Annotated in this window: 29 protein-coding genes; 8 read left to right on the top strand and 21 right to left on the bottom strand. The window is 45.0% G+C overall.

Annotated features, from left to right (window positions below):
- Nucleotides 1–94: 94 nt before the first annotated feature.
- The 3 genes from K6Y31_RS16905 to K6Y31_RS16895 all read right to left on the bottom strand — a co-directional run bounded on the left by K6Y31_RS16905 (nt 95) and on the right by K6Y31_RS16895 (nt 2187).
- Nucleotides 95–553: a reverse transcriptase domain-containing protein gene (locus tag K6Y31_RS16905; protein ID WP_233054109.1), complete on the bottom strand. Its 459-nt coding sequence runs from the start codon at nt 551–553 to the stop codon at nt 95–97.
- Between the two features lie 767 nt (nt 554–1320).
- Nucleotides 1321–1779, bottom strand: a complete 459-nt coding sequence (locus K6Y31_RS16900) for an NUDIX domain-containing protein (protein ID WP_233054108.1) — start codon at nt 1777–1779, stop codon at nt 1321–1323.
- Nucleotides 1780–1905: 126 nt separating this feature from the next.
- Nucleotides 1906–2187 carry a hypothetical protein gene (locus K6Y31_RS16895; RefSeq protein WP_233054107.1) on the bottom strand — a complete coding sequence of 94 codons (282 nt, stop codon included), beginning with the start codon at nt 2185–2187 and terminating at the stop codon, nt 1906–1908.
- A gap of 247 nt (nt 2188–2434) precedes the next feature.
- Between K6Y31_RS16895 and K6Y31_RS16890 the strand changes: the two genes are divergently transcribed.
- Complete coding sequence (locus K6Y31_RS16890; protein WP_233054106.1) at nt 2435–3424, top strand: integron integrase; 990 nt, start codon at nt 2435–2437, stop codon at nt 3422–3424.
- Nucleotides 3425–3665: 241 nt separating this feature from the next.
- Here K6Y31_RS16890 and modC read toward each other — a convergent pair whose 3' ends face one another.
- Genes modC through modA form a run of 3 tightly spaced genes read right to left on the bottom strand, consistent with a single transcriptional unit; the run spans nt 3666 to nt 6288 of the window.
- On the bottom strand, nt 3666–4808 hold the full coding sequence (gene modC, locus K6Y31_RS16885; protein ID WP_233054105.1) for a molybdenum ABC transporter ATP-binding protein: 1143 nt from the start codon (nt 4806–4808) through the stop codon (nt 3666–3668).
- Nucleotides 4805–5497 carry a molybdate ABC transporter permease subunit gene (gene modB / locus K6Y31_RS16880; RefSeq protein WP_233054104.1) on the bottom strand — a complete coding sequence of 231 codons (693 nt, stop codon included), beginning with the start codon at nt 5495–5497 and terminating at the stop codon, nt 4805–4807. The genes modC and modB overlap by 4 nt, the downstream gene beginning before the upstream one ends.
- A 26-nt stretch (nt 5498–5523) precedes the next feature.
- Nucleotides 5524–6288, bottom strand: a complete 765-nt coding sequence (gene modA, locus K6Y31_RS16875; protein WP_233054103.1) for a molybdate ABC transporter substrate-binding protein — start codon at nt 6286–6288, stop codon at nt 5524–5526.
- Between the two features lie 156 nt (nt 6289–6444).
- On the opposite strand from modA, the gene K6Y31_RS16870 reads away from it, so the two are divergent.
- Both K6Y31_RS16870 and K6Y31_RS16865 read left to right on the top strand, forming a co-directional pair.
- The gene (locus tag K6Y31_RS16870) at nt 6445–6849 is read left to right on the top strand and encodes a bactofilin family protein (protein ID WP_233054102.1); all 405 of its coding nucleotides are present in this window, start codon (nt 6445–6447) and stop codon (nt 6847–6849) included.
- Between the two features lie 48 nt (nt 6850–6897).
- The gene (locus tag K6Y31_RS16865; protein ID WP_282560193.1) at nt 6898–7821 is read left to right on the top strand and encodes a DMT family transporter; all 924 of its coding nucleotides are present in this window, start codon (nt 6898–6900) and stop codon (nt 7819–7821) included.
- A 2-nt stretch (nt 7822–7823) separates the two neighbouring features.
- Here the strand turns inward: K6Y31_RS16865 and K6Y31_RS16860 are convergent, their stop codons facing one another.
- Nucleotides 7824–8051, bottom strand: a complete 228-nt coding sequence (locus K6Y31_RS16860) for a hypothetical protein (protein ID WP_233054101.1) — start codon at nt 8049–8051, stop codon at nt 7824–7826.
- 281 nt (nt 8052–8332) lie between these two features.
- Nucleotides 8333–8650, bottom strand: a complete 318-nt coding sequence (locus K6Y31_RS16855; protein WP_233054100.1) for a hypothetical protein — start codon at nt 8648–8650, stop codon at nt 8333–8335.
- A gap of 166 nt (nt 8651–8816) precedes the next feature.
- On the opposite strand from K6Y31_RS16855, the gene K6Y31_RS16850 reads away from it, so the two are divergent.
- The 3 genes from K6Y31_RS16850 to K6Y31_RS16840 all read left to right on the top strand — a co-directional run bounded on the left by K6Y31_RS16850 (nt 8817) and on the right by K6Y31_RS16840 (nt 10056).
- Nucleotides 8817–9215 carry a GFA family protein gene (locus K6Y31_RS16850; protein WP_233054099.1) on the top strand — a complete coding sequence of 133 codons (399 nt, stop codon included), beginning with the start codon at nt 8817–8819 and terminating at the stop codon, nt 9213–9215.
- 6 nt (nt 9216–9221) lie between these two features.
- On the top strand, nt 9222–9446 hold the full coding sequence (locus tag K6Y31_RS16845; protein WP_233054098.1) for a DUF3565 domain-containing protein: 225 nt from the start codon (nt 9222–9224) through the stop codon (nt 9444–9446).
- 112 nt (nt 9447–9558) lie between these two features.
- Nucleotides 9559–10056, top strand: a complete 498-nt coding sequence (locus K6Y31_RS16840) for a hypothetical protein (protein WP_233054097.1) — start codon at nt 9559–9561, stop codon at nt 10054–10056.
- A gap of 11 nt (nt 10057–10067) precedes the next feature.
- Here the strand turns inward: K6Y31_RS16840 and K6Y31_RS16835 are convergent, their stop codons facing one another.
- The 11 genes from K6Y31_RS16835 to K6Y31_RS16785 form a co-directional block, all read right to left on the bottom strand.
- Nucleotides 10068–10757, bottom strand: a complete 690-nt coding sequence (locus K6Y31_RS16835; RefSeq protein WP_233054096.1) for a helix-turn-helix transcriptional regulator — start codon at nt 10755–10757, stop codon at nt 10068–10070.
- A gap of 66 nt (nt 10758–10823) precedes the next feature.
- Nucleotides 10824–11141 carry a hypothetical protein gene (locus K6Y31_RS16830; RefSeq protein WP_233054095.1) on the bottom strand — a complete coding sequence of 106 codons (318 nt, stop codon included), beginning with the start codon at nt 11139–11141 and terminating at the stop codon, nt 10824–10826.
- A gap of 156 nt (nt 11142–11297) precedes the next feature.
- Nucleotides 11298–11780, bottom strand: coding sequence for a hypothetical protein (locus K6Y31_RS16825; RefSeq protein ID WP_233054094.1), 483 nt, complete (start codon nt 11778–11780; stop codon nt 11298–11300).
- Nucleotides 11781–11855: 75 nt separating this feature from the next.
- On the bottom strand, nt 11856–15035 hold the full coding sequence (locus K6Y31_RS16820) for an efflux RND transporter permease subunit (RefSeq protein ID WP_233054112.1): 3180 nt from the start codon (nt 15033–15035) through the stop codon (nt 11856–11858).
- Between the two features lie 2 nt (nt 15036–15037).
- A complete protein-coding gene (locus K6Y31_RS16815; RefSeq protein ID WP_233054093.1) occupies nt 15038–16249 on the bottom strand; it encodes an efflux RND transporter periplasmic adaptor subunit in 1212 nt (403 codons plus the stop codon).
- A 210-nt stretch (nt 16250–16459) separates the two neighbouring features.
- On the bottom strand, nt 16460–16948 hold the full coding sequence (locus K6Y31_RS16810; RefSeq protein WP_233054092.1) for a hypothetical protein: 489 nt from the start codon (nt 16946–16948) through the stop codon (nt 16460–16462).
- A gap of 63 nt (nt 16949–17011) precedes the next feature.
- Entirely contained in the window at nt 17012–18031 is a 1020-nt protein-coding gene (locus tag K6Y31_RS16805) for an alpha/beta hydrolase family protein (protein WP_233054091.1), read from the bottom strand.
- 23 nt (nt 18032–18054) lie between these two features.
- Nucleotides 18055–18759: a hypothetical protein gene (locus tag K6Y31_RS16800; protein ID WP_233054090.1), complete on the bottom strand. Its 705-nt coding sequence runs from the start codon at nt 18757–18759 to the stop codon at nt 18055–18057.
- A gap of 171 nt (nt 18760–18930) precedes the next feature.
- Nucleotides 18931–20034, bottom strand: coding sequence for an alpha/beta hydrolase (locus tag K6Y31_RS16795; protein ID WP_233054089.1), 1104 nt, complete (start codon nt 20032–20034; stop codon nt 18931–18933).
- Nucleotides 20035–20313: 279 nt separating this feature from the next.
- Complete coding sequence (locus tag K6Y31_RS16790; RefSeq protein WP_233054088.1) at nt 20314–20700, bottom strand: tautomerase family protein; 387 nt, start codon at nt 20698–20700, stop codon at nt 20314–20316.
- 34 nt (nt 20701–20734) lie between these two features.
- Entirely contained in the window at nt 20735–21316 is a 582-nt protein-coding gene (locus K6Y31_RS16785; protein WP_233054087.1) for a TetR/AcrR family transcriptional regulator, read from the bottom strand.
- Nucleotides 21317–21453: 137 nt separating this feature from the next.
- On the opposite strand from K6Y31_RS16785, the gene K6Y31_RS16780 reads away from it, so the two are divergent.
- Nucleotides 21454–22509, top strand: a complete 1056-nt coding sequence (locus tag K6Y31_RS16780) for an alkene reductase (protein ID WP_233054086.1) — start codon at nt 21454–21456, stop codon at nt 22507–22509.
- A gap of 104 nt (nt 22510–22613) precedes the next feature.
- Here the strand turns inward: K6Y31_RS16780 and K6Y31_RS16775 are convergent, their stop codons facing one another.
- Nucleotides 22614–23675 carry an alpha/beta hydrolase gene (locus tag K6Y31_RS16775; RefSeq protein WP_233054085.1) on the bottom strand — a complete coding sequence of 354 codons (1062 nt, stop codon included), beginning with the start codon at nt 23673–23675 and terminating at the stop codon, nt 22614–22616.
- Nucleotides 23676–24112: 437 nt separating this feature from the next.
- On the bottom strand, nt 24113–24985 hold the full coding sequence (locus K6Y31_RS16770) for an aldo/keto reductase (RefSeq protein WP_233054084.1): 873 nt from the start codon (nt 24983–24985) through the stop codon (nt 24113–24115).
- Nucleotides 24986–25162: 177 nt separating this feature from the next.
- Here K6Y31_RS16770 and K6Y31_RS16765 point away from each other — a divergent pair, with 177 nt between their 5' ends.
- Nucleotides 25163–26059 carry a LysR family transcriptional regulator gene (locus K6Y31_RS16765; RefSeq protein ID WP_233054083.1) on the top strand — a complete coding sequence of 299 codons (897 nt, stop codon included), beginning with the start codon at nt 25163–25165 and terminating at the stop codon, nt 26057–26059.

The raw sequence follows: 26059 nt of genomic DNA, 5'->3' as shown, positions 1-26059 counted from the left end.
GCGTTGATTCAGGGCAGATCAACTTCCCGCGAGGTAAAGTCATGGCCACATCCTGCTCAATAAGTGGTTTTTAAACTATGGCTCAGGATGTGAATTAGTGCAAAAAGTGATGGATGTCCTGATATTTCGCTAAACTGTGCACCGCTTGATGGGCGCTTTTATTCGGTCGGTAGCCATAGCTATTGGGCAGAAAGTCCGCTTCCCAGATACTTTGCAATATCTGGCTCACGCCTTGTTGCACCAATTTATCATCCACCGTGGGCAAGCCCAGCGGTCTCTGTTTGCCATTGCTTTTGGGAATAAAGACACGTTTAATGTCATGGGCTCGAAAGCGCTTATGCTTAAGGGCATCGCTCAGTCGAGTTATGTTGCCAACAAGTTGCTGCTGATAAGCGGGCATGGTGATGCCATCAATACCGGCGGCGGCTTGTTTATTGAGCTGACCCCAACTTTGATACAGGCAGTCTTCCCTTAGTAATCCGTATAAGTTCTGAAACCTGTGTTTGGGGTGGCGCTGTGATTTAAATGTGATCGCGTTTAGTTCGGTTGTCATAGTGGTTCCAGCCCTACATTGTCCGGCCTATGTGTCTGCTAAACACGGGATATAACTGTTAACCCCTTCGCCATGTGATCGGCTTTCCCGTCTCGAACTACTATGGGTTAATCTGACTGCCAGAGGGTCATCGTTGGCCTTGCTTTTGGCTTAGCTTCCCTACCGCGTCCTTGCGGAACACCCTTGGCTCTCTCAAGTTCCTGATGCATCTCTTTAAACATGCCACGGCTTAATAACTCCGCTGACTCGCCACAACCTCACTCATTACGGTTGCTTTGCTTGGACTTCAGTGGCGTTACAAACCTCGTCAGTCAGACTGTATTTATCGGAGCGATACCAGCACTTCAGGGACACGCATCCCCTGTGGCCTACTTAATTCTCTGTGTACGCTTCACCTATCTTGTTCGCTGAAAAAAAAAACAGCTCCGCCATAGGCGCAACACTCGATACGGGTGGCGAGTTAAACCTTACCCGACAGGGACTTGCACCCTGCAAGATGCATCAAGCTTCGCTTGACGCACTAACGAGACTGTAGAATAACTCCAACAGCCAGATTTGACTAAAAAACGAGTCCCTGCAATCAATCCTAAGCGCTTTTAAGTCATTAGGTAATGCATTTGGAACCCATAAAACAGGCTTTTTTTCTTAAAAAAGAGAAATTCTACAACCTCAACGCCTTGCTAAGCGGACTAAAATTGTGGGTTATAATGTGGAGCGAAGCGAAACGTAACCCACTGTTTTAGTTACGTTTAAGCAACTTGTTAGCTTTATTTTATGAATACTGATGAAGCTTTATTAAATAGAACTTCTACAGGATAAGGTAGAGCAAGTTCAGGCATATTTTCTTTAGAAAAATAATTTAAAGACTTCGTTTCAGGATCTAATTTATTATTACTCTTCCCAACAATTTCACACAGCATCAATATGATTGTGTATTCAACTTGATGCCCGTTTGGATAAGTATATGAAAATTCATTGCCACCAAATACTCCTAGCACTTCAGTTGGATTAACAACTAAACCTGTTTCTTCTCTTACTTCACGAACCATAGCTTCTTTTGGAGACTCCCCAAGTTCGATCATTCCAGCAGGTAAACTCCAAGGCTCATTTGTTTTTTCCTGAAGCAATAGTTCCCCGTCGCCATTTATAATAACCGCCGCCACGCTTGGTAACATCAGAGGGATATTGCCAATTTTACTTCGTATATCTTTTATATAATCACTCATTGGATAAAACCTTAAAGCTAACGCCCCGCTCACCCGCACATACTGCGGAGAGCGTTTTTGTGTAAAATGGCGCGCAGCGACACACAAAAACGAGCGTAGCAGTATGTGTCGGCGTGCAGCGGTTTGTTATGTTTTTGGTTCTTCGCTGACATTGCCAATTGCCTTCTCTGAAATTGATTTAAGTTTGACAATATTTTTATATTGCCGCAACACCCTTTGTACGTTGTAAACAACCATGAGAGTGATAACCACCAGGTACCAAATTACCTGACCAGTTACTAAGCCAATTGCAACGAAAATAACGGGTGGAACAACTTCTATAGCTACTCTATTTGCGAGACTAGGCATCGAATCAGACAGGATTTGATACTGCTTCAGTAATTCTTTTTCTTCTTTAGTAATTTCCATTCCCTGATTCCTAGCGAAACATAACAGCTTCTTAGATCCCATAATGGGGTGATAAAACGCCCCAAAACGGCGTCTAAAACATATCCACAATATTTACATCATTTTTATCTATAGTAAACAATCAATTATCGGCTTCATAGAGCCTTCGCTGTTATATTCCGACAAAACGGTGACTAATAATGTTATTGGACACTTTACATAATACTGTCTATAAATACAGTATCCAATATGATAAAAGGTTTGTCACATGAAGTCCGCCTTTCTCCTTATGATAAAAGAGCACATGTATAGCCGCCGCTATGCTAAACGCACCATTGAGAGCTATCTATTTTGGATTGCGAGCTTTATCCGCTTCAGTGGTATGCGCCACCCTAACAACATGTCAGATTTAGAAGTGGAACATTTTTTAAGCCACTTGGTGAATCAGCAGAATGTCGCAGCAGGCACTCAGGTGCAGGCCCTTAATGCGTTGAGCTTTTTATACAAAGAAATTATTCAACGCCCACTTTCCCTGAAACTCAATTTTGTAAAAAGTAAGCGCCCGCCAAAATTGCCAGTTGTACTCAGCATTGAAGAAGTTACACAATTTTTTCAAACATGCTGCGCCAAACATCATTTATCCTGCAGTCTATTGTATGGTAGTGGACTACGTATTACCGAGGTACTTCGCTTACGGGTCAAAGACATCGATCTTAATTACAAGTGCATTCGCGTCTGGGATGCCAAAGGGGGTAAAAATCGCATTGTCACTTTAGCTCAAGAACTGACTCCTGCGCTGCTAGCACAAATTAATACGGTTGAGAGCTGTTTGGCTTTAGATCTCAACAACCCTGATTTTTCAGGTGTTTGGATGCCGCATCGCTTGCGGATAAAGTATCAAAGCCAAACTAAACGGTTAGGCTGGCAGTACTTATTTCCCTCCCACAAGCTCAGCCAAGATCCTGAAACTAAGCTGATCCGCCGCCATCATATTGATGAAAAACAGCTCCAACGCGCCGTTACAAAAGCCGCTTACCAAGCGGGCATAAAAAAACATGTCACTCCGCACACGTTACGTCATTCATTTGCAACGCACTTACTACAAAACGGTGCAGACATTCGTACCGTTCAGGCGCAGCTTGGTCATAGTGATGTTCGCACCACTCAAATTTATACCCATATATACCCAATCAACCTGGAGATGCTTGATTTCAGCAAGATTTTACACGCGTTTAGGCAAGGCATTGATTGCAGGTAATGGCTTCCCCTTATCAAAATCAATAACACAGCATAAACGCGTGTAAAACTTGCCCTTTGGGAGCGCCGCCGTGTTTCCACTACGTTGTTACGCTAATTTGAAAGGTGCCTACATTCCTGCATTAGCGTGCCTAGTATTGAAAACACGGTGGCGCTCTGAAACATGCATCTTCAAGTTGATTGGGTATATACAGCAAGGCGCGCATGGTGTGGTGAGTCCTTTATCAAGGATCATCTAGCTGTTAACTCTTTTTACTTACCCCGAGTACGTTAATTCCTTTGATCAAGGCATATGCCGATTCGCCCGCTTTTAACTGCATTTCTTGTTGCGCCCAAGCGGTGATCCGCGCCTTAATGAATTGCTCGCCCACGGCCATTAGCCACTCGATTTGCTGATCGGCGAGTTCTGTCATGCTCACTAAGGTAACAGGCAAGATATTACGCATGCTGGTTTGCTCTGGCTGAACACGGCTGACCGCAACATCCGCGGCGCGAATTTTTAGTCGCACGTCATGACCGGCTTGCAGTACCTGTCCTTTCTCTTTCTCGCGATGGCAGCTGCTCCACAAACACAATGGTTTTCCGCCCTCGTCAGCTTTGTTCGCTAACGCCAAGGGTAACATGCCGTGATCGTCGGTTACCTCGGCGACCTTGGCGGTTAATAATACACTTTGTTCGGTCACGCCAAGCCAAGGCTGCATCGCGGGGCTGTTCCACACTTGCTCAAGTGGGCCATGCTGCACAACCTTGCCTGCATCCATTAGCACCAAATGGTCCACCAGCTGTAATACTTCATTTAAACTGTGGCTAACCAAAATAATCGGCAGGTTAAACTCGCTAGAGAGCGCTTTTAGATAAGGCATTAACTCTTGCTTGCGCGGTTCATCTAGTGAGGCCAGTGGCTCATCCATTAATAGCAATTGTGGGTCTGATAATAGCGCGCGACCAATTGCCACCCGCTGCCGCTCACCGCCCGATAAACCATTAGGGTGGCGCGCTAGCAGTGATTTAATACCCAATAATTCAACAATTCGCGCTAACTTTTCCGGCGTGTCGGCGCGGGTTGGATGGCCATAAAGTAAATTACCGCGCACGGTGTAATGGGGAAATAACCGCGCATCTTGAAACACATAGCCAATGCGTCGTTGCTCAGGTGCTAACCAACGTTTGCGCTGACGATCAACAAAACATTGCTGCTGAAATTCAATCCGCCCCGCATCAGGTTTAATTAATCCCGCAATCAGGTTGATTAAGCTGGTTTTACCCGAGCCTGATAGGCCAAAAATGCCCACAACCCCTTGCAGCGGCAAGCTGATATTAAGGCTTAACCGGCAATCACCCAAGCGCTTGTCACAGGCTAATACCAAATTGGCTAATTCACTCATCGCCCGCCCTTACGCTTGGTTTGGTTTTTACGTGATAACCACTCCGAGCCAAGTAGCGCCATTAACGCCAGCACCACAGCAATCACGCACAAACGCGCGGCGGCAAACTCTTGTCCCGGCGTTTCAATAAAGCTAAACATCGCCAGCGGTAAGGTTTGGGTTTCATTAGGAATGTTGGCAACAAAGGTAATAGTGGCACCAAACTCCCCCAAACTGCGGGCAAAAGCCAACACCAAGCCTGCCAATAAGCCGGGATAAATTAATGGCAAACTAATGGTGAAAAACACACGAATGGGCCCCGCGCCTAAGGTGCGTGCCGCTTGCTCTAGCTTGGGGTCAACGTTATCAAACGCCAAACGCAATGAGCGCACCAGTAATGGAAAGGCCACCACTGCAGCGGCCAAGGCGGCACCGCGCCAACTAAAAGCAAAACTCAGCCCCAAATACTCTTCTAGCCAAGCCCCTAAGGCAGACTGCGGGCTCAATGACAGCAATAATAAGTAGCCAGTCACCACGGGCGGCAGCACTAATGGTAAATGCACTAAGCTGTCTAACACGCTCTTACCCCAAAATTGACAGCGCGATAGCACCCATGCCACCACCAGCCCAATCGGCAAGCTGCATAACACCGCGACACTGGATACCTTTAAGCTAAGTAGTAAAGCCTGTGATTCATAATCGGTTAACATGAATATTTATCGTGTCCATTTTTTACTTAGTTTACGTTTTGTTTTAAATTAACAAAACCAAATGCCTGCCAAGTGTTTCTCGCCTGCTCAGACCAAAGATAATCATAAAATGCGTGAGCGCTACTTTGCTCAGACAACAACCCAGCAGGATAAACAATAGGAGAGTGCGAGGCGTCAGAAAATTTCGCCACTGTCACTATTTGTTTCGAGGTGAACGCATCACTGGCATACACGACTCCCAATGCTGCTGCGCCCCGTTCAACTAAAGCCAAGGTAGCTCGCACGTTGTGACTAAAGGCCATTTGTCCTTTTAGTTCAGACCATAAGCCTAAAGCTGTCATGGCTTGCTGCGCATACATACCGGCTGGCACATGTTGCGGGTCGGCCACCGCCAACCGTTGCCCAGCAAGGGCATTTTGCCAGCTTTGCAGCTGAGTTAAATTAAAACCTGGTTGTGCTTTTTTACTCACCAGCACAAGTTGGTTACTCAACAAGGGCCTATTTTGGCCAATGCTCACCCTAGGCTGCTGTTGTAAATAATCCATCCACTTCTGATTAGCAGAAACATAAATATCCACCGGCGCACCCTGCTCAATTTGCCTAGCCAGTGCTGATGAGGCGCCAGTAACCAAGGTGATATTCACATCTCTATGGGTTGATTGATAAATCTGCACTAACTGTTGCATGGCGGGTTGTAATGACGAAGCGACTAATACCCTGACCTCATTGGCCTGTGCGATATTCATGCTGCAGCAAGTAGCGAGCAGTGTAGCTAAAACGCGTTTTAACATCGTACTAGGTTATCCTTGGTTTTATATTGGGCATATATTGCTCTGACACATAAAACCCTCACTATACCTCACTTTTACCCCCTATCAATTGCCTAAATTTCGCTCATTTTGTAAGCTAAGCCCCTCTCTCGTATTAAAAAATAAAGAATTAGCATTATGTTTAAAAAGACTAAAGAAGAAGGCTTAACCTACATATCAGAAAATTGCGCTATTACTGGCGATCTCAATCTACAAGGTGAAGTCATCATTAATGGCACCGTGGAAGGCAATATTAATTGTGTTGGCAATGTTACCTTAGGCCGCAGCGGTATTCTCAAAGGCGTATTAAAAGCAAACGAAGTGTTTGTGTCGGGCACCATTGAAGGTGAAACCCATTGCGATATTTTGAACATTGAAAACAAAGGCGTAGTAAATGGTGAGCTATTTAGTAGCGATATTCGCATCGATAAAGGCGGTCAATTCTTTGGTGTGCGTAAGCACAAAGACGAAGAAAAAAAGAACATTGTCGATTTTGATAAAAAACAAACCGATAAAGACGATAAAAAAGTCGCCAAAGGTTAACTGTGCCTGATATTCTGCCCAATATTTAGTTAATGTTGGGTATTAATTTTGTCTGCTAATCAACAAGCGTTAGGAAAAAATCAAAAGACGGCCGTGCTATTTGCACTAGCAGCCGTTGCTATGTGGTCTACCGTTGCCACCGCTTTCAAGGTTACCCTAAGCTACTTCAGCCCAATCCAAATGATTTTAGTCGCCACTGTAACCAGCATAGTGTTACTTGGTGGCATTTGTTGTTGGCAAAAAAAGCTGTCTTTATTGCCTAGCTACCTCAAACAACAAGGCGGCTTGTTACTGCTGTTAGGCTTAATCAACCCACTTTTTTATTATCTATTACTGTTCCAAGCTTATGATTTATTGCCAGCACAGCAGGCTCAAGCCCTCAATTACACTTGGGCAATCAGTCTTACCTTGCTGGCGGTGCCGCTGTTAGGGCAAAAGCTCACCAAGGCGGATGGCTTGGCTATTTTATTGGGTTATGGCGGCGTGTTGGTAATCGCCACCCAAGGCGACCTATTAGCGTTAGATTTTCAAAATCCCGTTGGTGTCGCCCTTGCCTTGGCCAGCACCTTGTTATGGGCCTTGTATTGGATTTTAAACACCCGCCAACAAGGGGATCCCATTGTTGCCTTGCTGGCCTGCTTTAGTTTGAGCCTGCCGTTTGTTGTATTCGCCACTTGGTATCTTGATGATTTTCAAATGCTTGCATGGCAAGGCTGGGTCGGCGGTATTTACATCGGCATTTTTGAAATGGGTTTGGCATTTGTTTGCTGGCTGAACGCAATGAAATACGCCGAGCACACCGCCAGCATCAGCAATCTGATTTTTGTATCGCCCTTTGCTTCGCTGTTTTTACTAAATTGGATTATTGGTGAGCCCATTTACGCCTCAACCTTAGTTGGCTTAGGCTTGATCATCGCCGCGCTGCTGAGCCAGCAATGGTTAAACCGTAAACTAAGAAGAACGAGCGAATAGGCTCAAGTAAGCAGGTGGCTAACAATCTCTGGGTCAATCTGCAGCAATAACTGTTGCGTCTTGCTGGCTTTGACATCAAGCGCAACCCAACCATCGGTGCCCATAACATCAATGGTTTCGACCTCTATTCGAACTGATTCAGGGTTAACTGGATCATTGCAACCTTGGTCTCCGGTGAGTCGAAAAATACCTTGCGAGGTATGTAATCTGCTAATGCTAAATTGAGCCATCACTATCCATATTTATCAATGTAAAACCCCATGTTTGATTGTTTATTCTGCGACAACTCCTGCATTCTTTCGCCGTACACTTGATGTAGGAACAGCATTTATGCTGCGAAAACTCAAGCGCCATAACCAAAGCATTAAGCGTATTCCCCCCCCCCGGAGCAGCGCTTGCTCTGCGAAAATCACAAATTCCCTGAGCAAGCTCATGTCCTACAAAAAACACCAATCAACTAGCTCAATGGAGCTGTATTTATACAGCGAATTCAATCATCAAGCAGGCAAAATCACTGATGAGGCTCAGTCTTAAGAAAGGGCAAAAATGTGCAATAGCCCTTGACTAACTCCCAAGCAAAATAAAGCCAATAAACCGGTATTGGCGCAAGAAGCAACAAGCCAGCCCACCACCATTGTTTTTGCTGTACTGATCGCATGCCAAGGTAGCAATAATGTACAAAGGTGACCACTAATGAAACCAACAACAACTTTAAATAGTGTTCGCGTAGAAAAAAGTCCTGCGGCGAGAGCTTATTCACAATAATCGTGATGACTAGCAGCAAAACGCCTAACAAGCCCAAGTAGTTAAAGAATTTTTCAGTTTTCATCACCAACACTTAAAATCAAATAAAATACGTTCATACCCGATAGACAGTAAGGGCACAATCAATAATCACAACACTTAGTGAAATTGTGATTTACAACCAAACTGTTAAGCTGATTAACAACATAATAGATGGCATAGCACATATTTTTGCAAAGAGAGAACTTTTTATGATTAAGCAAGTGGGCAATACCGTTATCAATGAGAAGCATATGGCCAGTTGCCATTGCGGCGCGGTGCAATTGGAGCTGAGCTTACCTAATGGTATTGAAAAACCCAGACGATGTGATTGCTCTATGTGCCGTCGCCGCGGCGCGATTGTTGCCTCGGTTGCACTTGATGGTGTAAATATTATTAAGGGACATCAGAAACTTAAGCTGTATCAATTTAATACACATACCGCCAAACACTATTTTTGTTCTGAATGCGGCATTTATACTCATCACCAACGTCGCTCGTCCCCCAACGAATACGGCTATAATGTGGGGTGCTTAGAGGGCGTTAATCCCTTCGAGCTCGGTGAAGTCGTTACTAATGATGGTGTTAACCATCCTGCGGATAGGAAGTAATCCCTTATGAAGCAAGGCATCAGTGGCTATCACTTAGATGAAGAAAATCATTGGGTCGCCGAGCTTCGCTGCGGCCATTTTCAACATGTGCGCCACGATCCGCCTTGGCAAATGCGCCCTTGGGTGATCACTGAAGCAGGTAGAGAAGTCATGATAGGGCATCAACTTAATTGCTTAAAATGCGACCAAGGCGCGCCAAAAGATCAGCTTGGTAGTGAGGGCGACAAATAAATACCTTATCCCCCATAACAACGAGTTAATAGCGAGAGGCGATTCAAAGTTTAGCTGTAATATAGGGAGTAACATCATGTCTTTATTGACTTTTACACCTTATGGATAAGCTATGTCAGCACCAGCCAAATCAGTACGAACCATTAAAAGACGCTATTGGGGGATACTCGCCCTCTTATTAGTCGCCATACTTAGTTATATGGCAATCATGATCCTTCAAGACCCGCTTGCAGATGATGAAAAAATTATCGCCATCCCATTCTTTGCCTTGGCGGCACTAGCACTTTTTCTGGGCAGCTATGGCTACAGTGACACCCTGATTGAATTTAGAAGTAACACCCTTACCCACTCAACTGGCTTTTTTGGCCCAAGACGTTCGAAAAAAGTCACCATTAAACGTCCGCACCACGTTGAGGTTGCACTTAGGCAGGTTGATTCTGGTGAGGTTAATAGTAAGAAGTCTTACTATATAGTTTCCTTGGTCAATGATGAGCGTACCGATATCAACAAGTTTTATTCTGTCACTCCCGCCAGAGCCTTAGGCCGAGAATTGTCACAAGGTTTTAAAATTAGGTTACGCGATTACACTGTTAAAACTTACAAGAAGTAATAGCAGCTTAGTTAGCTGTCTGGTGGCACATACTGCGCGATGTAGTGGGGTAACGATTTTTCTGGGCCGGTAGTGAAATGCTCAGGCAAGATTGATAGATGCTGGATCCTATCAATACGAAAGTGACGATAAGCGTTCCTGAGCTCGCACCAAGCGATCATGGTCCATACTTTACCCCAAAATATTTGCCCCAGTGGCTGCAATACGCGCGATGTAACTGCCCCATTTTCAGCAACGTAATCAATGCAAATTTTCTGCATCGCATCGGTGGCATGGCGCAGTAGCTGGCTGTGCTCCGCGGTCTTTGATTGGATGTGGTAGTCAGGAACCAAAATAGGAAAGCTTTCTAATTGGCGCTTTAAGTGATCCGGCAGTACCGACAGTATCTTTTGTGACGCAGTATTACTGGCACTGGCTAATTCAGGATCGGACCATGCCCGCACCATGCGCATCCCCAACTCAAGGGCAACCATTTCTTGTTCATTAAACATTAATGGCGGTAAATGAGAGCCAGCTTGTAGCACATACCCCACCCCCGCTTCGCCTGCAATCGGCACCCCTGACAAGATCAGTGATTGAATATCACGATAAATGGTCCGTTCACTCACCATCATGACTTCGGCCAGCTGCGCCGCCGTTACGGCGTAACGCTTGCTACGTAATAAAGTTAATAAGGCAAACAGCCGCTCTGATTTACTCACTTTATTCCTTAATTCAATTAGGCTTTTGTGCAATACACAAAAGCCCAGTTAGAATATTTATTCGCTTTACTCTGCGCTATCACATGATGAGAAGTGGACCTCTTGATGTTGCATCACCACCGAATCTTTATCAGTCAATGCGATTAAAGCCTGACAATCTACGCTGCTCATAAAGGCCTCATCAGCCGCTTTTGCGGCCGTCATTGACTGCCAATAATATATGTCTGTCCAGCGTTGTTGCTCTGCATTATAGCTAAGTGAGCGGTATTGAAAACCGGCTAACTGAGCAATCGGCTTTTGGCTACGCGCCACTGCTGCCATAAAATCTTGCTCGGTTACACCTGCTGCCAATTTAAAACTAACCATTTCAATTACTGAGTTCATGTTCTTTCCTTTGGGTTATTGTTATCAACGGGATAAGAATAATCCGAGGCGGTGACAGGAACTGTCAGTAGGGTGAAGGGTTTGCATTAGGCTGCCACAGCTAACTTGTTGCGATAACCCTGTGGGAGATGTATTTATACAGCGAAACAAAATACTCTATGCGCACAAACTTAAGTTGATACTGGTTAAGTCTGTTTTACAATAACCGTATTCTTCTTCGCCAATCTCAGCACGTAGCGATTCCAATAGCGCTAAAGCCAACGATTGATATTCAACCGCTTGCTCTAGCTGCTGGGTAAGGGCAGCTGATCGAGCAAGTACTTCATAAGCACTAATAAGATCTAATCCTTTAAATTCATTCTGTTGACACAGTTCATAACACAGTTCCGCGTGCAGTTGGCAACCTGACGCGAAGCCCCCTTTTTCATATGCTCTTGCCAGTAACCAATGGCTGGTGACTAATTTTTCTGGACTGACATCTTCACGATTCAACCAGTGGTGCAGTGAGCTATAAGCACAAGCAAGCATAGCACTGATATCGGGCTTGTCTTGATCTAAAAAACCCCACGTTTGGTTAAAACAACTAGCCGAAAAATATCGGTGTGCAGACTGCTGTAAAGCTTGATCTTTAAAATCCATTTTCTTCCTTAATATAAATGTTGCTGCGAGCCATGTGGGAGATGTATGGACTTCTCCCACAGGCAATGCAAAACCTTACTCCGCTAACGCCTCCGGCGCGGGTTTTGCCGCAGGTTTTTTACCCCGTATGCGCTGAACAACCCGCTGTGTATCATCAATCATCAAATACAAAGATGGGATCAACAACAGCGTAACCACTGTTGAAAATAACACACCATAAGCCAACGACACCGCCATCGGGATCACCATTTGTGCCTGCATACTCGTTTCCATCATAATTGGCATTAAGCCAATAAAGGTCGTTAACGAAGTGAGTAAAATCGCGCGAAAACGGCGGCATCCTGAATGCAATACCACTTGGTGCAGAGGCTTGCCTTGGTCGCGGGTTTTGTTGATATGATCAACCAATACCAAGGAATCATTCACCACCACCCCTGCAGCAGCAATAATACCGAACAAGGATAGCGAGCTAAGATCAATGCCCATTAACTGGTGGCCCGCCACTGAACCAATAATACCAAACGGGATCACCGACATAATAATCAACGGCTGGGCATAAGACTTCAGCGGGACCGCCAACAAGCTGTAAACCAACAACATTGACAGCGCAAAATTTCGTAGCTGCTCATTGGCACTGCCTATTTCAAGCTGTACTTTGCCGCCCATTTCACTGCTCACTCTAGGGTATTGCAGCAACAGCTTGGGAATAAAGTTATCACGGACATCCTGAGCCAACTTGAAGGGCTCCACTTGAGAAGCATCAATTGACGCCCAAACACTGACGGTTTGACTGCCATTTTCACGGCGAATTTGACTCATACCATCAACAAAATTAACTTGCGCTACTTCCGACAGGGGTACTTGCACGCCCGTCTCGGTTTGGATCAATACCTTATCGACCTGACTAATGCTGTTACGCTGAAACTCAGGGTAACGCAGCATCACTTTCACTTCATCGCCGCCACGAATAATCCGCTGCACCTCTAAGCCATAAAAGCTTTGGTTCACCTGCGCAGCAATATCAGCCAAGCTTAAACCTAGGCTATGGGCTTGAGGCTTAAGAGAAAATTGCACTTCTTGACTGTGACTTTGGCTACTGTCGTTAACATTACCCACCCCAGCTAAGCTATTAAGGTGTTGTTTTAACGCGGCAACTACGGCATCAAGCTGCTGCTGATCTGAGCCTTGCAAGCGGAAGCTAATATCACCGTCATCACGGTCATTGCCAAACAAGTTGTCTTGAATGGTCAGGGTTTTCATTCCCGGTAAGGGGGGGATCGCTTTATGCCAGCGCTGTGCAACGGCAAAAGTATCCATTGGCCTTAACTCTGGCAGCACTAAACGCACTAAAACTTCCGCTTCGGTACGGCTGCGTAAATCCACCTGCATGTCTGAAATCATGCCTTGGCCAAATTCAGCTTCTAGTTCGCGGTCAACCTGATACAGCGCTTGCTCAATTTTTAACGCCATGTCTAAGGTGGCCTGCTCTGACGCATTCACATTCATGGTCAAGCTAATGGTCGGAAAGTCATGAGGAATTTTCGGCTGGCCAACAAAGCGCACTAAGCCACCTTGATACAAGCCCGCACACACCAAAATCAAGCTAATGAATAGCATAATCAAGGTATAACGATAACTTAATGCGCGCGCTAAACAGGGCCGATAAAGCCGCTGAATAAACCAAGTTAAGCCGCTGTCCACCTTAGCTTGTAAATAGTTAACCCCTAAGCGTAACCAATCCAGTGGATTTTTTGAACCCGATTTGACCACTGTCGGCGGCTTCATCGCGGCTAAATGGGCTGGCAAAATCAACTTTGATTCAACCAATGAAAACAGTAGACACAGTATCACTACAAAACCAATCGCCTGACCAAATGCGGCCGATGGGCCATCATCTAACACTAAGGGCAAAAACGCCGCGATGGTGGTTAACACCCCAAACGTAGCCGGCATGGCGACGCGCTTCACGCCACTGATCACGCTGTCAATATTCTGCCCATATTTACTCGACTCACTGTGGGCGCTCTCGCCCATCACAATGGCGTCATCCACCACCACACCGAGCACTAAAATAAAGGCAAATAAACTCACTACATTAATGGTAACGTCGATCATACTCATTGGCATAAAGAGCAAGGTGCCGAGAAAACACACAGGTAAGCCCATCATTACCCAAAAAGCTAAGCGTACGCGTAAGAACAGTGCCAACATCAAAAACACTAACACCGCGCCACTTTTCATGCTATCGAGCATTAAGGTTAAGCGGCCTTCTAGGTAGTAGGTCATGTCGACCCAAGGCTCAAGAGACAAGCCTTGAGGTAAACTCGCTTGCTTGGTTTTTAAGTAGCTTTTTACGGTGTCAGCAACCGCGGTTAAGCTTTGGTCTGCCGCTGCGCCAACATAAAACGTTACCGAGTTTTTACCGTTAAAACGTGAATAATGCATGCCTTCTTCTAAGCCATCATTAATTTGCGCCACGTCACCCAAGGTAAGTAACGAGCCATCTTGATGGGTCAATAACGGCACTGACGCAAAGTCGGCCTCGCCATAGGCTTGGTTAGCTACACGCAGGTTAATATAACCATTTTCCGAGCGGATCCCACCTGCTGACATATTGCCAGAATGACGCTGCACAGCGCGGGCAACTTGGTTAAAGGTTAAGCCGTATTCACGCAGCTTATCTTTACTAACAGTAATCGAAATTTCATCATTTAATCCACCGTAAAACTCGGTGATGCTGACGCCAGGCAGCTGGCGAATTTCATCGTAAATAAGCTTGCCAGTTTGTTTTAATTCACGAGGCGTTAGGTCGCCATAGAGGCTGATATACATCACGTCTTGGCGCATTTTAATACGCTCGATTTGCTTGCCTTCCATCTCGACAGGAAAATTCGACACGCTGTCGATAGCCGCTTTGACTTCGTCGAGCACTAATGTGGCATCGTATTCTTCGTTTACTTCAATGTAAGACGTGGCATAGCCGCGATCGGCGTAAGCGATGACCCGCTCTAGACCTTGTACTTGTTCAAGGGCATCTTCAAATTTAATGAGAATGCCTTCTTCCACTTCTTGCGGCGCGGCGCCCGGCAAGGCAGCGTTGAACTTAATCCAGTTCACTTCCACTTGCGGGAAGAATTGTTTTCTGATCGACCCAGCGGTTAGCAAACCTCCGACAATTATCATGATCATTAATAAATTTGCCGCCACGCTATTGCGGGCAAACCAAGCAATGATGCCTTTGTTGGTATCCAGCATCATTAACCCTCCTTCACCGCGTTCTCAGTTGCACTTTCACGTGCGAGCGCATCGTTACTGGCTGGCTCAGTTGAACCTTCATGCTCTATTACTGGTTTTTCAGGGTCATCGACCCAATCCAACTTCATGCCCGGCATGGCATAGTCGAGTGCTGAGTTAATGACCATATCACCGTCTTCTAAGCCTGAGCTGATAACCGCTTCACCGGCGTTATAGCGCAACACCTCCACTTGGCGGTACGCTAAGGTACGCTCAGAGGTCAGTACCGCTACTTGATCATCCGTCACCAAATGACGCGGCAACACGCTCACTTCACCCGCGCTGATGCCTTCAATTTCAGCGCTGACATAGCTACCAAAGGGCAAGATTACGTTCGCCGATTGTTGTGCATAAGGGTCTTTTATTTCTGCGACTAAATAGGCCATACGGCTACTGTTATCAATCACCCCTTCATTACGGACAATTTTGCCGTGGAATAAGGTTTTACCTAAGGTAAATATAACGCCAGCACCAATGCCTTGATTCGCTAAGTACTTAAATTCTTGCTGTGCCAGCGGCAAGCGCACTTCACCTTGCTCGGTACTCAGTAAACGACCGAGCACTGAGCCGGGAGCGGCATAGCCACCGGGGCCAATACTGCGACTAGCAATTAATGCATCATAAGGGGCGCGAATAATAGTGCGATCAAGATTACGCTGCGCTTGTTTTAAACCTGCCTCAGCCGATTTTAACTTGGCTTGCTCTTGTGCCAGTTGTGGTTTACGCAAGCTGAGCTCGGTTGGTAGCTTACTTTTAATGTCAGACCATTGCTCTTTAGCCACTTTGCCGTAGGCCACTTCTTGTACCAACGCAGCTTTGGCGGCCGCTAGATTTGCTTGGGCTTGAATTAAATCGACTTCGTAATCACTAGGGTCAATTTTGGCCAGTACGTCGCCTTTTTTAACGAAACCACCACGAATAAACTGCGGTGACAAATACGTGATTTCACCACCCACTTGGGCCACAAGTTCAGTTTCATATTTTGCACTAACAATGCCATAAGAAGACACGGTTAAGGTCATGGGTTGATAATGGTTTTCCAGCACACTGACTTGTACCAGCTTGGTTTCCGGTGGTTTCTGCTGTGGCGGCTGCTCTAGAGAAGCCAAACCAAAATATCCACCAACACCCAATCCGAGCACTAAAACAGGTAACAATATCTTTAGCTTATTCAAAACCCCATCCTTAACCATCTTTTCCATTGATTCAGCTGCTTGCTGAGCATGTAAAGTTAACGTCGTTATTCTAAAGTGAGCCTGCCGACACTCAACCAAGATTGTTAACTATTTTGTAAAGTCGCTTTTACAACCAAATTAAGCTCATTATATGAGCTTAATTTAGACTGCCTACTCTGAGAGCGAACTTTTAGTCACGCCCCGTTAAAACTAATTAATTCTTTTACAACGGTATTCTTGCCCTGCAGCGGCACTTTTCAAGACCATACTTGAGCTCGAAATAGCCAAAATTTGTAATGACTCACTCACATTAACGGGGAACAATTGCTGCGGATTAACGATGTCGTCAAATTCAGGATCCGTTAAGTTCACCACGCTCACATCGGTTAGAGTGGTCACCAAGTAACCCTGCTCTACCTTCCAACTGGCCTTGCTATTAACGGCATATTCTATCTCGGGCAATTCAGGGGAGAATGTGGCTTTTAATACCCCTTTGCTGGCCAACTGGCCGCCACGCATAAATCGATCATCAGATTCTATCGACACTTTAGCGCCACTTTCTTTTACTGCAAATGAACAGTGCCAATCGCCTAATATCTTATCGGCTAATGGTTCAGAGGACGGCGGTACAGTGCTAGCATGAGCAGACAAAACGCCAGCGCACAGCAAGGTAAAAATAAAACGTAGGGTGAAATTCATTTTTTCTACCTTAATAATTTACTATTAATCATCAAGTTAAAAGTTAAGCTAGCATGGCCTGCTTTACTTTATCGGCTCAGGAAGTGGTAACTGCTCTAGCCAACGAAGTAGCGTCGGCATCACATCGCTCGCCATTGCATCTTCTCCCAGCCAAGCCAGCTTTAACCAATCTTTAATGCCATAGCTTTGGCGACTAAACTGCTTCGAGTCGAGTAAACCGTGGTTAGCGTCGTCCAATAAAACCGTAGTGACATATGGGTTAGGCTGCTGTTGCCAATAAGCAAATTCAGCTTTGGCATCAACATTCAAGTCATCCTTTCCCCACAACAATAAAGTGGGAATATTAATCTTTTTGTATTCTGCACTGGCGTCAGCGTTAATATTTTTAATAACAAACTGAAACCGTTGTCTCGACATCGAATCGTTACGTTTGTAATCAGAAGGCAATGCCGATTTAAAGAAGTTAACCTCATCATTGTATTGGGCGATTGCCGCCTGAATATCCGCCTTATTATCGTCGGCTAATTGATGCTTGGTCTGAGTATAGTAGCGACCTTGCTCTATCCAGTTTTTCGCAAACCCCACCCCAATAGCAAACCCCACTTTATTATCATTGCTTGCCAATGCAGGCACGACCCAACCCGCTTGGCTAAAGCCAATCAAACCAGTGTTGCTAGCAGTAAAACCATGGTTTTGTTGTACCCATTCAACCGCCGCCATCACTTCTTGTTGACGATCCTGCATAGTTTGATCGAGCCAGTTACCCAAAGAGTCACCCACTCCGGGCTTATCCCAACTCAAAACGGCATAGCCTTGGGCTCTCAATTGATCCCAGATTAACTCATAATAACCATCGGCATCATACGTTTGCGCGCCATCGCCATGAACAAACACCAGCACAGCTTTCGCTGGCTGGTTGTGTAAAGGCGTTAAATACTCACCCGATAGTTTATTTTCACCATCTTGGAACGTTATCGGCTGAGCATTGGCGTTCACCGCTGAAATGAATAGAAACAAAATGAAAGAAGAAATGGTCAACCACAATGTCATCAACCACTTCCATTGGCTAATATTAATATCCATCGCGCGCCTCCTAACAGTCTATTTTATGATTCAGGCATTAAGCTGCGCAGACCGGTTTGGTCGATAACAACTAAGTAAGAGCGGCCTAAATCGGCATTACACAAATCAATTTTATTGCCACCCACTTCTAACCCTGAAGCACAATTGTTAATCGCTAAAGCCCGTGTCGCTTTACCTTGTTCAGTGGTGAGGTCGACTTGACCTGAGCCATTAATACTGACTGGCATCGCGGTATGGGTGAATAGGCGAACTTTGTAAACGCCGTCTTGATCCGATGATTCTTTGCCAAAGTATGTCAGCTTAAATTGCGAGCTCATCATCCAAGCAACGACCCATAATTTAGGTGTTTCTTTATATTCAAAGTCGAGATTAACGCTCGTTTTAGCTTGTTTTATCAGTGTGTTACTATCACTAACACCTAAATGCACGCCAGTTTGATGCGCTCTATACGTGTGGGAGTATGTTTGCGCCTCATTCACAGCAACGTTACTGAACACTTGATGTCCGCCATTAAACAGCTCATCTTGCTCGTCATCATCTAATACATCATCACGCATTAAGTAAAAATTCGCCGCTTTATCTGTGGTATTGATATAGGTGAAATGCGCCTTAGTTTCGATTAGTTTTTTCAAGTCACTCGAGCCACAACCACTCAATACAAATCCACTGAGCACCAAGCAACCCAATAACGAGCATTTCTTAATTACGTCAAACCTTGTTGATTTCATGTCCTTTTCCCTTTTAATGTAAATAACTAATGCCAATTTCTTACTCAGATAAGATAATGGTTTTTAATACATTTTAGTGTTAGCAATTGTAAGATTTAGCGGCGATTTTGTTAGTGCACAACGCCAAATCCGAGTGTTGGATTTAATTAATACTAAATGCCACCATTCTTATCAGGGCATGCTGCTGATTGACTTTGTCCAATCATCAATTTTTTCAATCACATACTCCTCAATAGTGGTTTCAATTTCCCAATATTCTTGCGGCCCCGTTCCCTTTTTCGCCGTTTGGAATAAGTGATTTAAGTTGTCAAAAGTGTGCACTTCTGATTGCGGATGGCGCAGCAAATGACGAGTTGGAGCTTCATTAATAGCAGCTGAGACCAGTAGGTCTTTTGAGCCAAATAACGCCAATATAGGGCCGCGGTATTTCTTAATTAAAGGTTTTATATCCCGATGTGCTTCAGTGAACCACCAATTAGATCCAAATTGGTCTACCACATTTTGAATATGATCCGCATCTGTGATCCCTGCATTAAGGGTATATTCTCGTAATAATGATTGGGCTTGCTCTTTTGTGCTTGAGATCCTAAGAATTTCAAAAATATCTTTTAATTCTTTAGCTTGCAAATCAGATAAAGATTGCGGAATACCATTGGCACGATTGATTTCTTGATTCTGGCGCACCACAGCCTGAGCGGTGGTTTCTACACTAATACCTGCCAAACTAATAATAAAATCAGGGTGCTCTATTTCCGCGGCAAGCAAGGCTTTAATACCTCCTTGAGAGTGCCCCAAAAAACCAGATGAAGTCAGCCGAATATTTGAATTTTCACGCAACCATTTTAGGGCAGCGGCCGCATCAGCAGAAAACTCATTATCAGAAGCTGTCATATAATCTCCCGTACTATCGCCAACTCCTCGGTTGTCGTAACGAAGTACCGCATAACCGCGCTGAGTTAATAAATGGGAAATAACTAAAAAATATTGATGCCCTGCTATCTCATCATTCCGACTCGCAGGAGGAGCCCCGCTTTCATGACCTGAAATTAACACCACCGCAGGAAAACTCTCTCCTTCTGCTGGATAAGTCAGCTCGCCAGCTAACAGGGTGCCATCAATAGGGTTAACGAATTCCACTTGCCTAATATTATATTGCCTCTCTTGCGGCTCTTGTGGATGAGGCACAAGATTAAACAGAATATTATCTAGGGCATTACTGCATGCTGAAAGTAAACATACCAACGGCAGTACTACCATTTTTAAGAAACGATTCATAAATCCTCACAAAAACACAGTTGCAACGAATAAGGTTCATTCTGAAGATAATGGTTTTTGATTCGTTTTAGTGTTAACAATTGTAAGGCTTGGCAAGATTATATTCCGTAAGTCATTACAGACATCAACCCAACCGACGCGCCATCGCGCGGGCTAGAAAACTAATAGGTATTTTTTTCGGCAAATTCCTTTCAGGGGGAAAACAAAGCGTATCGGGATAAATTCAATGCGTTTTGCAGAAAAAACATGCTCTGTCGCAGCGCCATCACATCAGGCTACCTAAACATTCACTTTATAAGTTAAATCAGTCACTTCATCCCCAGTCATACCACGAAAACCCCATTGATAAGGCGCTTGCTCTTTAATGATCACTTCAATATCCACCGGTTTGATGCCAAGCTGTTGTTCAATGTCGACAAACAGCGTTTTAATTAGTCGCTTTTGTGTTTCGATTTCACGCCCCGCCATTAGGTTAATTTCAATCACGGTATAAGCATCGCTACGACCACCGGGAGCATAAAAATCACTTTTATCCATAGGTATAAAACGATGGGCGCGTTTGTCTTCCGGCATGCCCAGCACACTTTGCATGACGTTATGGATCACATCAGAAAGCTTGGCTTTAATTGGATTGAGTTGTTCATCGATACCATAAATCACTATCATATTTTGCATCCTTGTAAAAATATTTAGTGCCTACTTAAGCACAAATGTCGTGATAAAGTTGATCAGCCAAAGCTTGAAGTGTTTCAGCATCAGGATGGGTATGAGCAAAGGTGCGTAGGCCATAAATACCCATTGCCAAATAACGCGCTAAATGCTCGCAATCTCGACCTGAAGTGAGCTCCCCTTGCATCGTCGCCCGCTCAAATAATTGCGTTAACGCCTGTTGCCATGCCGCGAGGCTGTCAGCGATAATTTGCTGTACTTCTGCATCTTGTTCGGCCATTTCGTTTAACGCTTTGGTTAATAGGCAAGTTTGGCTGCTATCGCAACTGAGGCATTTTTGTACCTGATCGTCGAGATAGGTTTTTAGCTGTGTCAGCACCGGCTCGTCGCCACAAAAAAAATCGGCAAACTCAACGCTACGATCCAGCCGATACTGCTCTAAAGCCGCCAACAACAAACCACGTTTGTTATCAAACGCACAATAAATCGAGCCCGGATGCAATCCCGTCGCGGCCTTGAGATCTTGCATACTGGTTTTGCCGTATCCCTTGTCCATAAAGGCGGTCATGGCTGAGCGCAGCACTTTTTCTCGGTCAAATTCGGCGTTTCTCATCGGCATACTCATGCAATATCGGATTGCTGACATTGTACTTAATTTTGAACGTTTGTTCAAAATAATACTTGAACAAGCATTCAAATAAGCATATCTTGAACGAACATTCAAAATACAACAGTAACCACCGAGGCCATATGACGGACAATCTTTTTCAACCTTTTGCCCTTAATGAAACGATTACCCTAAACAACCGCATTCTAATGGCGCCGCTCACTCGCTGCATGGCAGATGACGACTTAGTGCCGACTCAAGCCATGGCTGAGTATTATGGTCGCCGCGCCGAGGCGGGTTTAATCATTTCAGAAGCGGTCATTATTCGCCCTGATGGCCAAGGCTATCCCAATACCCCGGGCTTATTTACTGCAGCACAAGTAGAAGGCTGGAAAAAAGTGACCCAAGCCGTGCATGACAACGGTGGTAAAATTTTTGCGCAGTTATGGCACACAGGCCGCGTAGCACACCCACACTTTTTCAGTGAAAAAACCGGCAGTGATGCGGTTATCGCCCCTTCTGCCATCGCCTTTGAAGGCACGGTGCCTAGAATGCGCGAGCTGGTTTATCAAAAGCCAACACCTGCAACCAAAGCAGACATTGAACAACTCGTAGCAGACTACGCACAAGCGGCTGCCAATGCGATCATTGCTGGATTTGACGGCGTGGAAATTCACGGCGCAAATGGCTACTTAATCGATCAGTTCTTACATTACGGCAGTAACCAACGTAGTGATGAGTTTGGTGAAACCCCAGAAAACATGGCGCGCTTTCCCCTTGCTGTGGTAGATGCTGTGATTGCCGAAATCGGTCAAGATCGCACCGCTATTCGCATCTCTCCGGGCGCTTATGTACATTTGCCCGCCGATCCCCGCGATCGCGCCGTATTTGATTACCTACTCGCGCAATTAGAAAGCCGTAACTTAGCTTTTGTTCACGTCGGTATTTTTGATGACGCACTCGAGTTTGATTACTTAGGTGGCCGCGTATCCAGTTACATTCGCGCCAATTACAACAAAACCTTAGTGGGTGTGGGCAGCCTCACCGCCGAGATGGGCAGCGCCGCCATCGCCGAAAATAAGTATGATTTATTAGCGATTGGTCGCCCGTTCATTGCCAACCCTGACTACGTAGCCCGCGTTCGCGAAGGCAAAGAGTTGGTTGAATACTCAGAAGAAATGTTGATGAGTTTGGTGTAATTATCAGCATATCGCAGCATTACTGCTGCTCCTACACATGCTACAAACGCACGTAGGAGCAGCGTCTATTTTTGATTAATACAGCGATAAGGCACTTTTACTGGTTAATCATCTAACTCAGAAGCGGCTAGATTTGCACTCATAAACTTAATGTTGTCGTAAATTGTCACACTTAATTTGTCTAAATGACCACCTTCAAATTCATTAAAACTGGTTTGCATACCAAGACCTTTTAATAACTCACTTACCTGATAGGTTGCAGGAGTTAACATCTCTTGATTACCAATTTCCGTTCGAACCGCGATATGACCAAAATCTTTCACGCTCGGTTGCTGAGCGCTAATTTGTGACGGTAAATCTAACGCCGCACAAGCATTTAAATCTTGTAAGCCGAGCTCTTTTTTAACATAGCTAGGTGGATTATTTAGATCGGGAGAAGAAAGTTGCATTAATGAAAAAGTGACATAGGTGTCGTAACTTAATTCACTCGGGTTACCATTCCAGTTTTGTAGGGTATCCATTTGCAACGAATAAAAATAGCCGCATAAACTAGGCGAGAAATCATTAACAAGAAATGATGGGCTCATTGCAGCAACCGCTGAGAATTCTTCCGGCTCTGCCAACACTGTAGAGATGGCACCATAACCACCCATAGAATGGCCTAAAATGCCTCGCCCTTGGGCATCATCAATAGTGCGAAAACGCTCATCAATCGTCGGAATTAAGTCATCCAACAAGTACTCTTGCCAGTTACCTGTCACCGCTGAATTTTGATACCAACTGCCCAAAGTGTAATTGTAAGTATCAGGCACCACTAAAATCATTTCGTTAATGTCACCCGAAGCAATCAGATCGTCCATCACTTTATCTAAGTTAGGATCATTTTCACCATTAGCGAAAAAGCCTTGTGCAGTGCCACCTAAACCATGCAGCACATAAACAACGGGGTAGTTTTTTTCATCATTTTCGTAATAACTGGGAGGAAGATAGACAAACACTTCTCGGCTAGCATAATCACCAACAACATTATTTTCTAGTGACTCACCATACACTTGAATACGTTCAACCAATCCATTGGTATGTGAATATTCTGTATTATTCCATGCCATTGCAGCACTTGAGGCAACAACAGATAACGCACATAAAGATAGCGACAAACCTTTCATGATCATTCCTTGATTAAAATGTGAGTTTTAATCTTATCTTATTTGCGGACGCCGAAACGATTCTTTGCACGATAAATGTGATAGATACATGAAATTCAATGATTGATATGTAAGACAAGTATTATTCTTCAACAGACTCGATACAAATGTAACTTGTTCATGTTAAGTGCTGCACTGACAAGGGCTAAGACTGAGTAAACTATTCATAAAAAATGTTGATGTGTTTGGTTTAAGCCTAGATTTAGGTGCTGCTTATAATCGCAGCAGTTATCGCAGAATAACTGCTGCTCTACATGATGTTGCGCCAACGTAGGAGCAGAGCTTGCTCTGCGAATATCACAAATTCCCTGAGCAAGCTCAGGTCCCACAAAAAACACGAATCAACAAGTTCAACATACAAGGCGCCCCAGTGATGGGGCGATAAATACGATTAAGAACTAAGCCACACCATGCCCTTTTGATGCAGTCCAAATGCGATACCATTGTTCGCGCGTCATGGTTAACTCAAGGGCATTAACCGCAGTTTGCACCCGTGCAATTTTGCCGCTGCCAATAATTGGTACAGGGTTGGCGGGTAGCTTCATCACCCAAGCATACGCTACTTCATCAATGCAGCTTGCGCCAATTTCATCCGCCACTTGTTGTAAGGTGTGTTGCACGCGTTTGGCCTGCTCTGACTCACCATTAAACAACTGCCCGCCTGCTAAGCAAGACCATGCCATGGGTCGCACCTTTAGTTGCTGCATTTGTGCCAAGGTGCCATCTTCGGTGGCTTGCATATTGATTGGGTTGATTTCAATTTGGTTGGTCACCAGCGGCACATCTAAGCGCGATTGTAATAGGTTAAATTCCGCCACGCTGAAGTTAGACACGCCAAAATGCTCAACCTTTCCCGCTGCTTTTAACTGCGCAAAAGCTTCTGCCATTTCATCTACTTGCATTAATAAATCAGGGCGATGAATTAACAGCACATCCAGTTTTTCAACTTGCAAATTGGTTAACGAACGCTCCACCGAGGTAATAATCTCGGCCTGACCGCTGTCGTAATGGGCCACTTGTTCGCCTTGACCTGGAATGATGCCGCACTTAGAAATCACTTGCAGTTGGGCGCGTAAACTCGGCTCGAGCGCTAACGCTTCACCAAACAGGGCTTCACTTTGATACACCGGCGCATGATCGACACTGGTTACGCCTAGCTCAACGTGTTGCTTAATAAACGTCAGGCGTTGCTGCGGCGTCATGTTCCAATGGGCCATGCGCCAATAGCCTTGCACTAATGGGGAAAATAACGATGAAGGTAATGCATTCATAATAAAGCTCCTAACCAAGTAGAAAATATCATTTACTGATCCCATCCTATGCCGCCAACGGGTCAGATTAAAGGCCAAAACAAAAACTAACTGTTCGATATAGCGAACAATAGGATGCATTTTTGCTGATGATTAACCACAATGAGTCGTATTGTGAGATATAGAGAGACTAGCGCCATGCAAAAAGCCCATAAACGCTTTGAACGTTACCACTTATTTAGTGAAGTGGCGGAAACCTTAAACTTTGCCAAAGCCGCTGAAAACCTGGGAATCTCGCGCAGCTATTTATCCACGCAAATTAACACCTTAGAAAAAGAGCTGGCAGTAAGCTTACTGATCCGCACCACCCGCCACGTCAAACTCACCGCCGCGGGGCATCAGGTGCTGCAAAAAATGCGGCAAATAAACGCATCTGTTGCCAATTTAGAAAAAGGCTTAAACCAGGTCACCACTGATGTCACCGGGCAAATTAGTATTACCGCGCCAATGCTATTTAGCCAACGTTATTTACTGCCTTTATGTGCTCGCTTTCAGCAGCAATATCCGGGCATCACCTTTGACCTCAACATTGGCTATCAAAATGAAAATCTTGCCAGCAGCCGGTTTGATTTTGCCATTCGTGCCACCAACACGCCGCCAGAAAATATGGTGGCGAAAAAGCTATTGAGTTATCAACATATTTGCTGCGCATCGCCGGAATACTTAGCAAAAAATGGCCGCCCAGTGACACCGTTAGATTTGACGCATCATAGCTGTTTGTCAGATCCCAATCTAACGCGATGGCACTTTGAGCAACAAAACAATCAATACGATGTCGACACCCACGGCACGCTGCAAATCAACGACAACATGCTACTGATTCAAGCCGCCTTGCAAGGCCAAGGCATTATCAAGCTACCTGATTTTTTACTTAATCCACTGATTAGCCAAGATCAATTAATCCAAGTGTTGCCGGAGTTCACCACTTTAAGTCGTGATATCTATTTACTGTTTCCGCATCAAGCTAACCGCTCTGCCAAACTACGGGCGTTTATTGAACACGTCAGCCAGTTTTGGCAAGGCGGTCAAGAGTAG

The organism is Motilimonas cestriensis, from assembly GCF_021295315.1.
In the GTDB taxonomy this organism is placed as follows: Bacteria; Pseudomonadota; Gammaproteobacteria; order Enterobacterales; family CBDFNC01; genus Motilimonas; species Motilimonas cestriensis.
This window is presented reverse-complemented; position numbering and strand designations above follow the sequence as displayed.

What these genes read in the sequence shown, in the direction of transcription:
- K6Y31_RS16855 (WP_233054100.1), bottom strand. Translation starts at nt 8,650, where the DNA reads ATGAAAACTGAAAAATTCTTTAACTACTTGGGCTTGTTAGGCGTTTTG.
- K6Y31_RS16790 (WP_233054088.1), bottom strand. Translation starts at nt 20,700, where the DNA reads ATGATAGTGATTTATGGTATCGATGAACAACTCAATCCAATTAAAGCC.
- K6Y31_RS16780 (WP_233054086.1), top strand. Translation starts at nt 21,454, where the DNA reads ATGACGGACAATCTTTTTCAACCTTTTGCCCTTAATGAAACGATTACC.
- K6Y31_RS16870 (WP_233054102.1), top strand. Translation starts at nt 6,445, where the DNA reads ATGTTTAAAAAGACTAAAGAAGAAGGCTTAACCTACATATCAGAAAAT.
- K6Y31_RS16890 (WP_233054106.1), top strand. Translation starts at nt 2,435, where the DNA reads ATGAAGTCCGCCTTTCTCCTTATGATAAAAGAGCACATGTATAGCCGC.
- K6Y31_RS16860 (WP_233054101.1), bottom strand. Translation starts at nt 8,051, where the DNA reads ATGGCTCAATTTAGCATTAGCAGATTACATACCTCGCAAGGTATTTTT.
- modC (WP_233054105.1), bottom strand. Translation starts at nt 4,808, where the DNA reads ATGAGTGAATTAGCCAATTTGGTATTAGCCTGTGACAAGCGCTTGGGT.
- K6Y31_RS16845 (WP_233054098.1), top strand. Translation starts at nt 9,222, where the DNA reads ATGAAGCAAGGCATCAGTGGCTATCACTTAGATGAAGAAAATCATTGG.
- K6Y31_RS16820 (WP_233054112.1), bottom strand. Translation starts at nt 15,035, where the DNA reads ATGCTGGATACCAACAAAGGCATCATTGCTTGGTTTGCCCGCAATAGC.
- K6Y31_RS16770 (WP_233054084.1), bottom strand. Translation starts at nt 24,985, where the DNA reads ATGAATGCATTACCTTCATCGTTATTTTCCCCATTAGTGCAAGGCTAT.
- K6Y31_RS16810 (WP_233054092.1), bottom strand. Translation starts at nt 16,948, where the DNA reads ATGAATTTCACCCTACGTTTTATTTTTACCTTGCTGTGCGCTGGCGTT.
- modB (WP_233054104.1), bottom strand. Translation starts at nt 5,497, where the DNA reads ATGTTAACCGATTATGAATCACAGGCTTTACTACTTAGCTTAAAGGTA.
- K6Y31_RS16900 (WP_233054108.1), bottom strand. Translation starts at nt 1,779, where the DNA reads ATGAGTGATTATATAAAAGATATACGAAGTAAAATTGGCAATATCCCT.
- modA (WP_233054103.1), bottom strand. Translation starts at nt 6,288, where the DNA reads ATGTTAAAACGCGTTTTAGCTACACTGCTCGCTACTTGCTGCAGCATG.
- K6Y31_RS16800 (WP_233054090.1), bottom strand. Translation starts at nt 18,759, where the DNA reads ATGAAATCAACAAGGTTTGACGTAATTAAGAAATGCTCGTTATTGGGT.
- K6Y31_RS16805 (WP_233054091.1), bottom strand. Translation starts at nt 18,031, where the DNA reads ATGGATATTAATATTAGCCAATGGAAGTGGTTGATGACATTGTGGTTG.
- K6Y31_RS16840 (WP_233054097.1), top strand. Translation starts at nt 9,559, where the DNA reads ATGTCAGCACCAGCCAAATCAGTACGAACCATTAAAAGACGCTATTGG.
- K6Y31_RS16785 (WP_233054087.1), bottom strand. Translation starts at nt 21,316, where the DNA reads ATGAGAAACGCCGAATTTGACCGAGAAAAAGTGCTGCGCTCAGCCATG.
- K6Y31_RS16895 (WP_233054107.1), bottom strand. Translation starts at nt 2,187, where the DNA reads ATGGAAATTACTAAAGAAGAAAAAGAATTACTGAAGCAGTATCAAATC.
- K6Y31_RS16830 (WP_233054095.1), bottom strand. Translation starts at nt 11,141, where the DNA reads ATGAACTCAGTAATTGAAATGGTTAGTTTTAAATTGGCAGCAGGTGTA.
- K6Y31_RS16775 (WP_233054085.1), bottom strand. Translation starts at nt 23,675, where the DNA reads ATGAAAGGTTTGTCGCTATCTTTATGTGCGTTATCTGTTGTTGCCTCA.
- K6Y31_RS16905 (WP_233054109.1), bottom strand. Translation starts at nt 553, where the DNA reads ATGACAACCGAACTAAACGCGATCACATTTAAATCACAGCGCCACCCC.
- K6Y31_RS16765 (WP_233054083.1), top strand. Translation starts at nt 25,163, where the DNA reads ATGCAAAAAGCCCATAAACGCTTTGAACGTTACCACTTATTTAGTGAA.
- K6Y31_RS16795 (WP_233054089.1), bottom strand. Translation starts at nt 20,034, where the DNA reads ATGAATCGTTTCTTAAAAATGGTAGTACTGCCGTTGGTATGTTTACTT.
- K6Y31_RS16850 (WP_233054099.1), top strand. Translation starts at nt 8,817, where the DNA reads ATGATTAAGCAAGTGGGCAATACCGTTATCAATGAGAAGCATATGGCC.
- K6Y31_RS16825 (WP_233054094.1), bottom strand. Translation starts at nt 11,780, where the DNA reads ATGGATTTTAAAGATCAAGCTTTACAGCAGTCTGCACACCGATATTTT.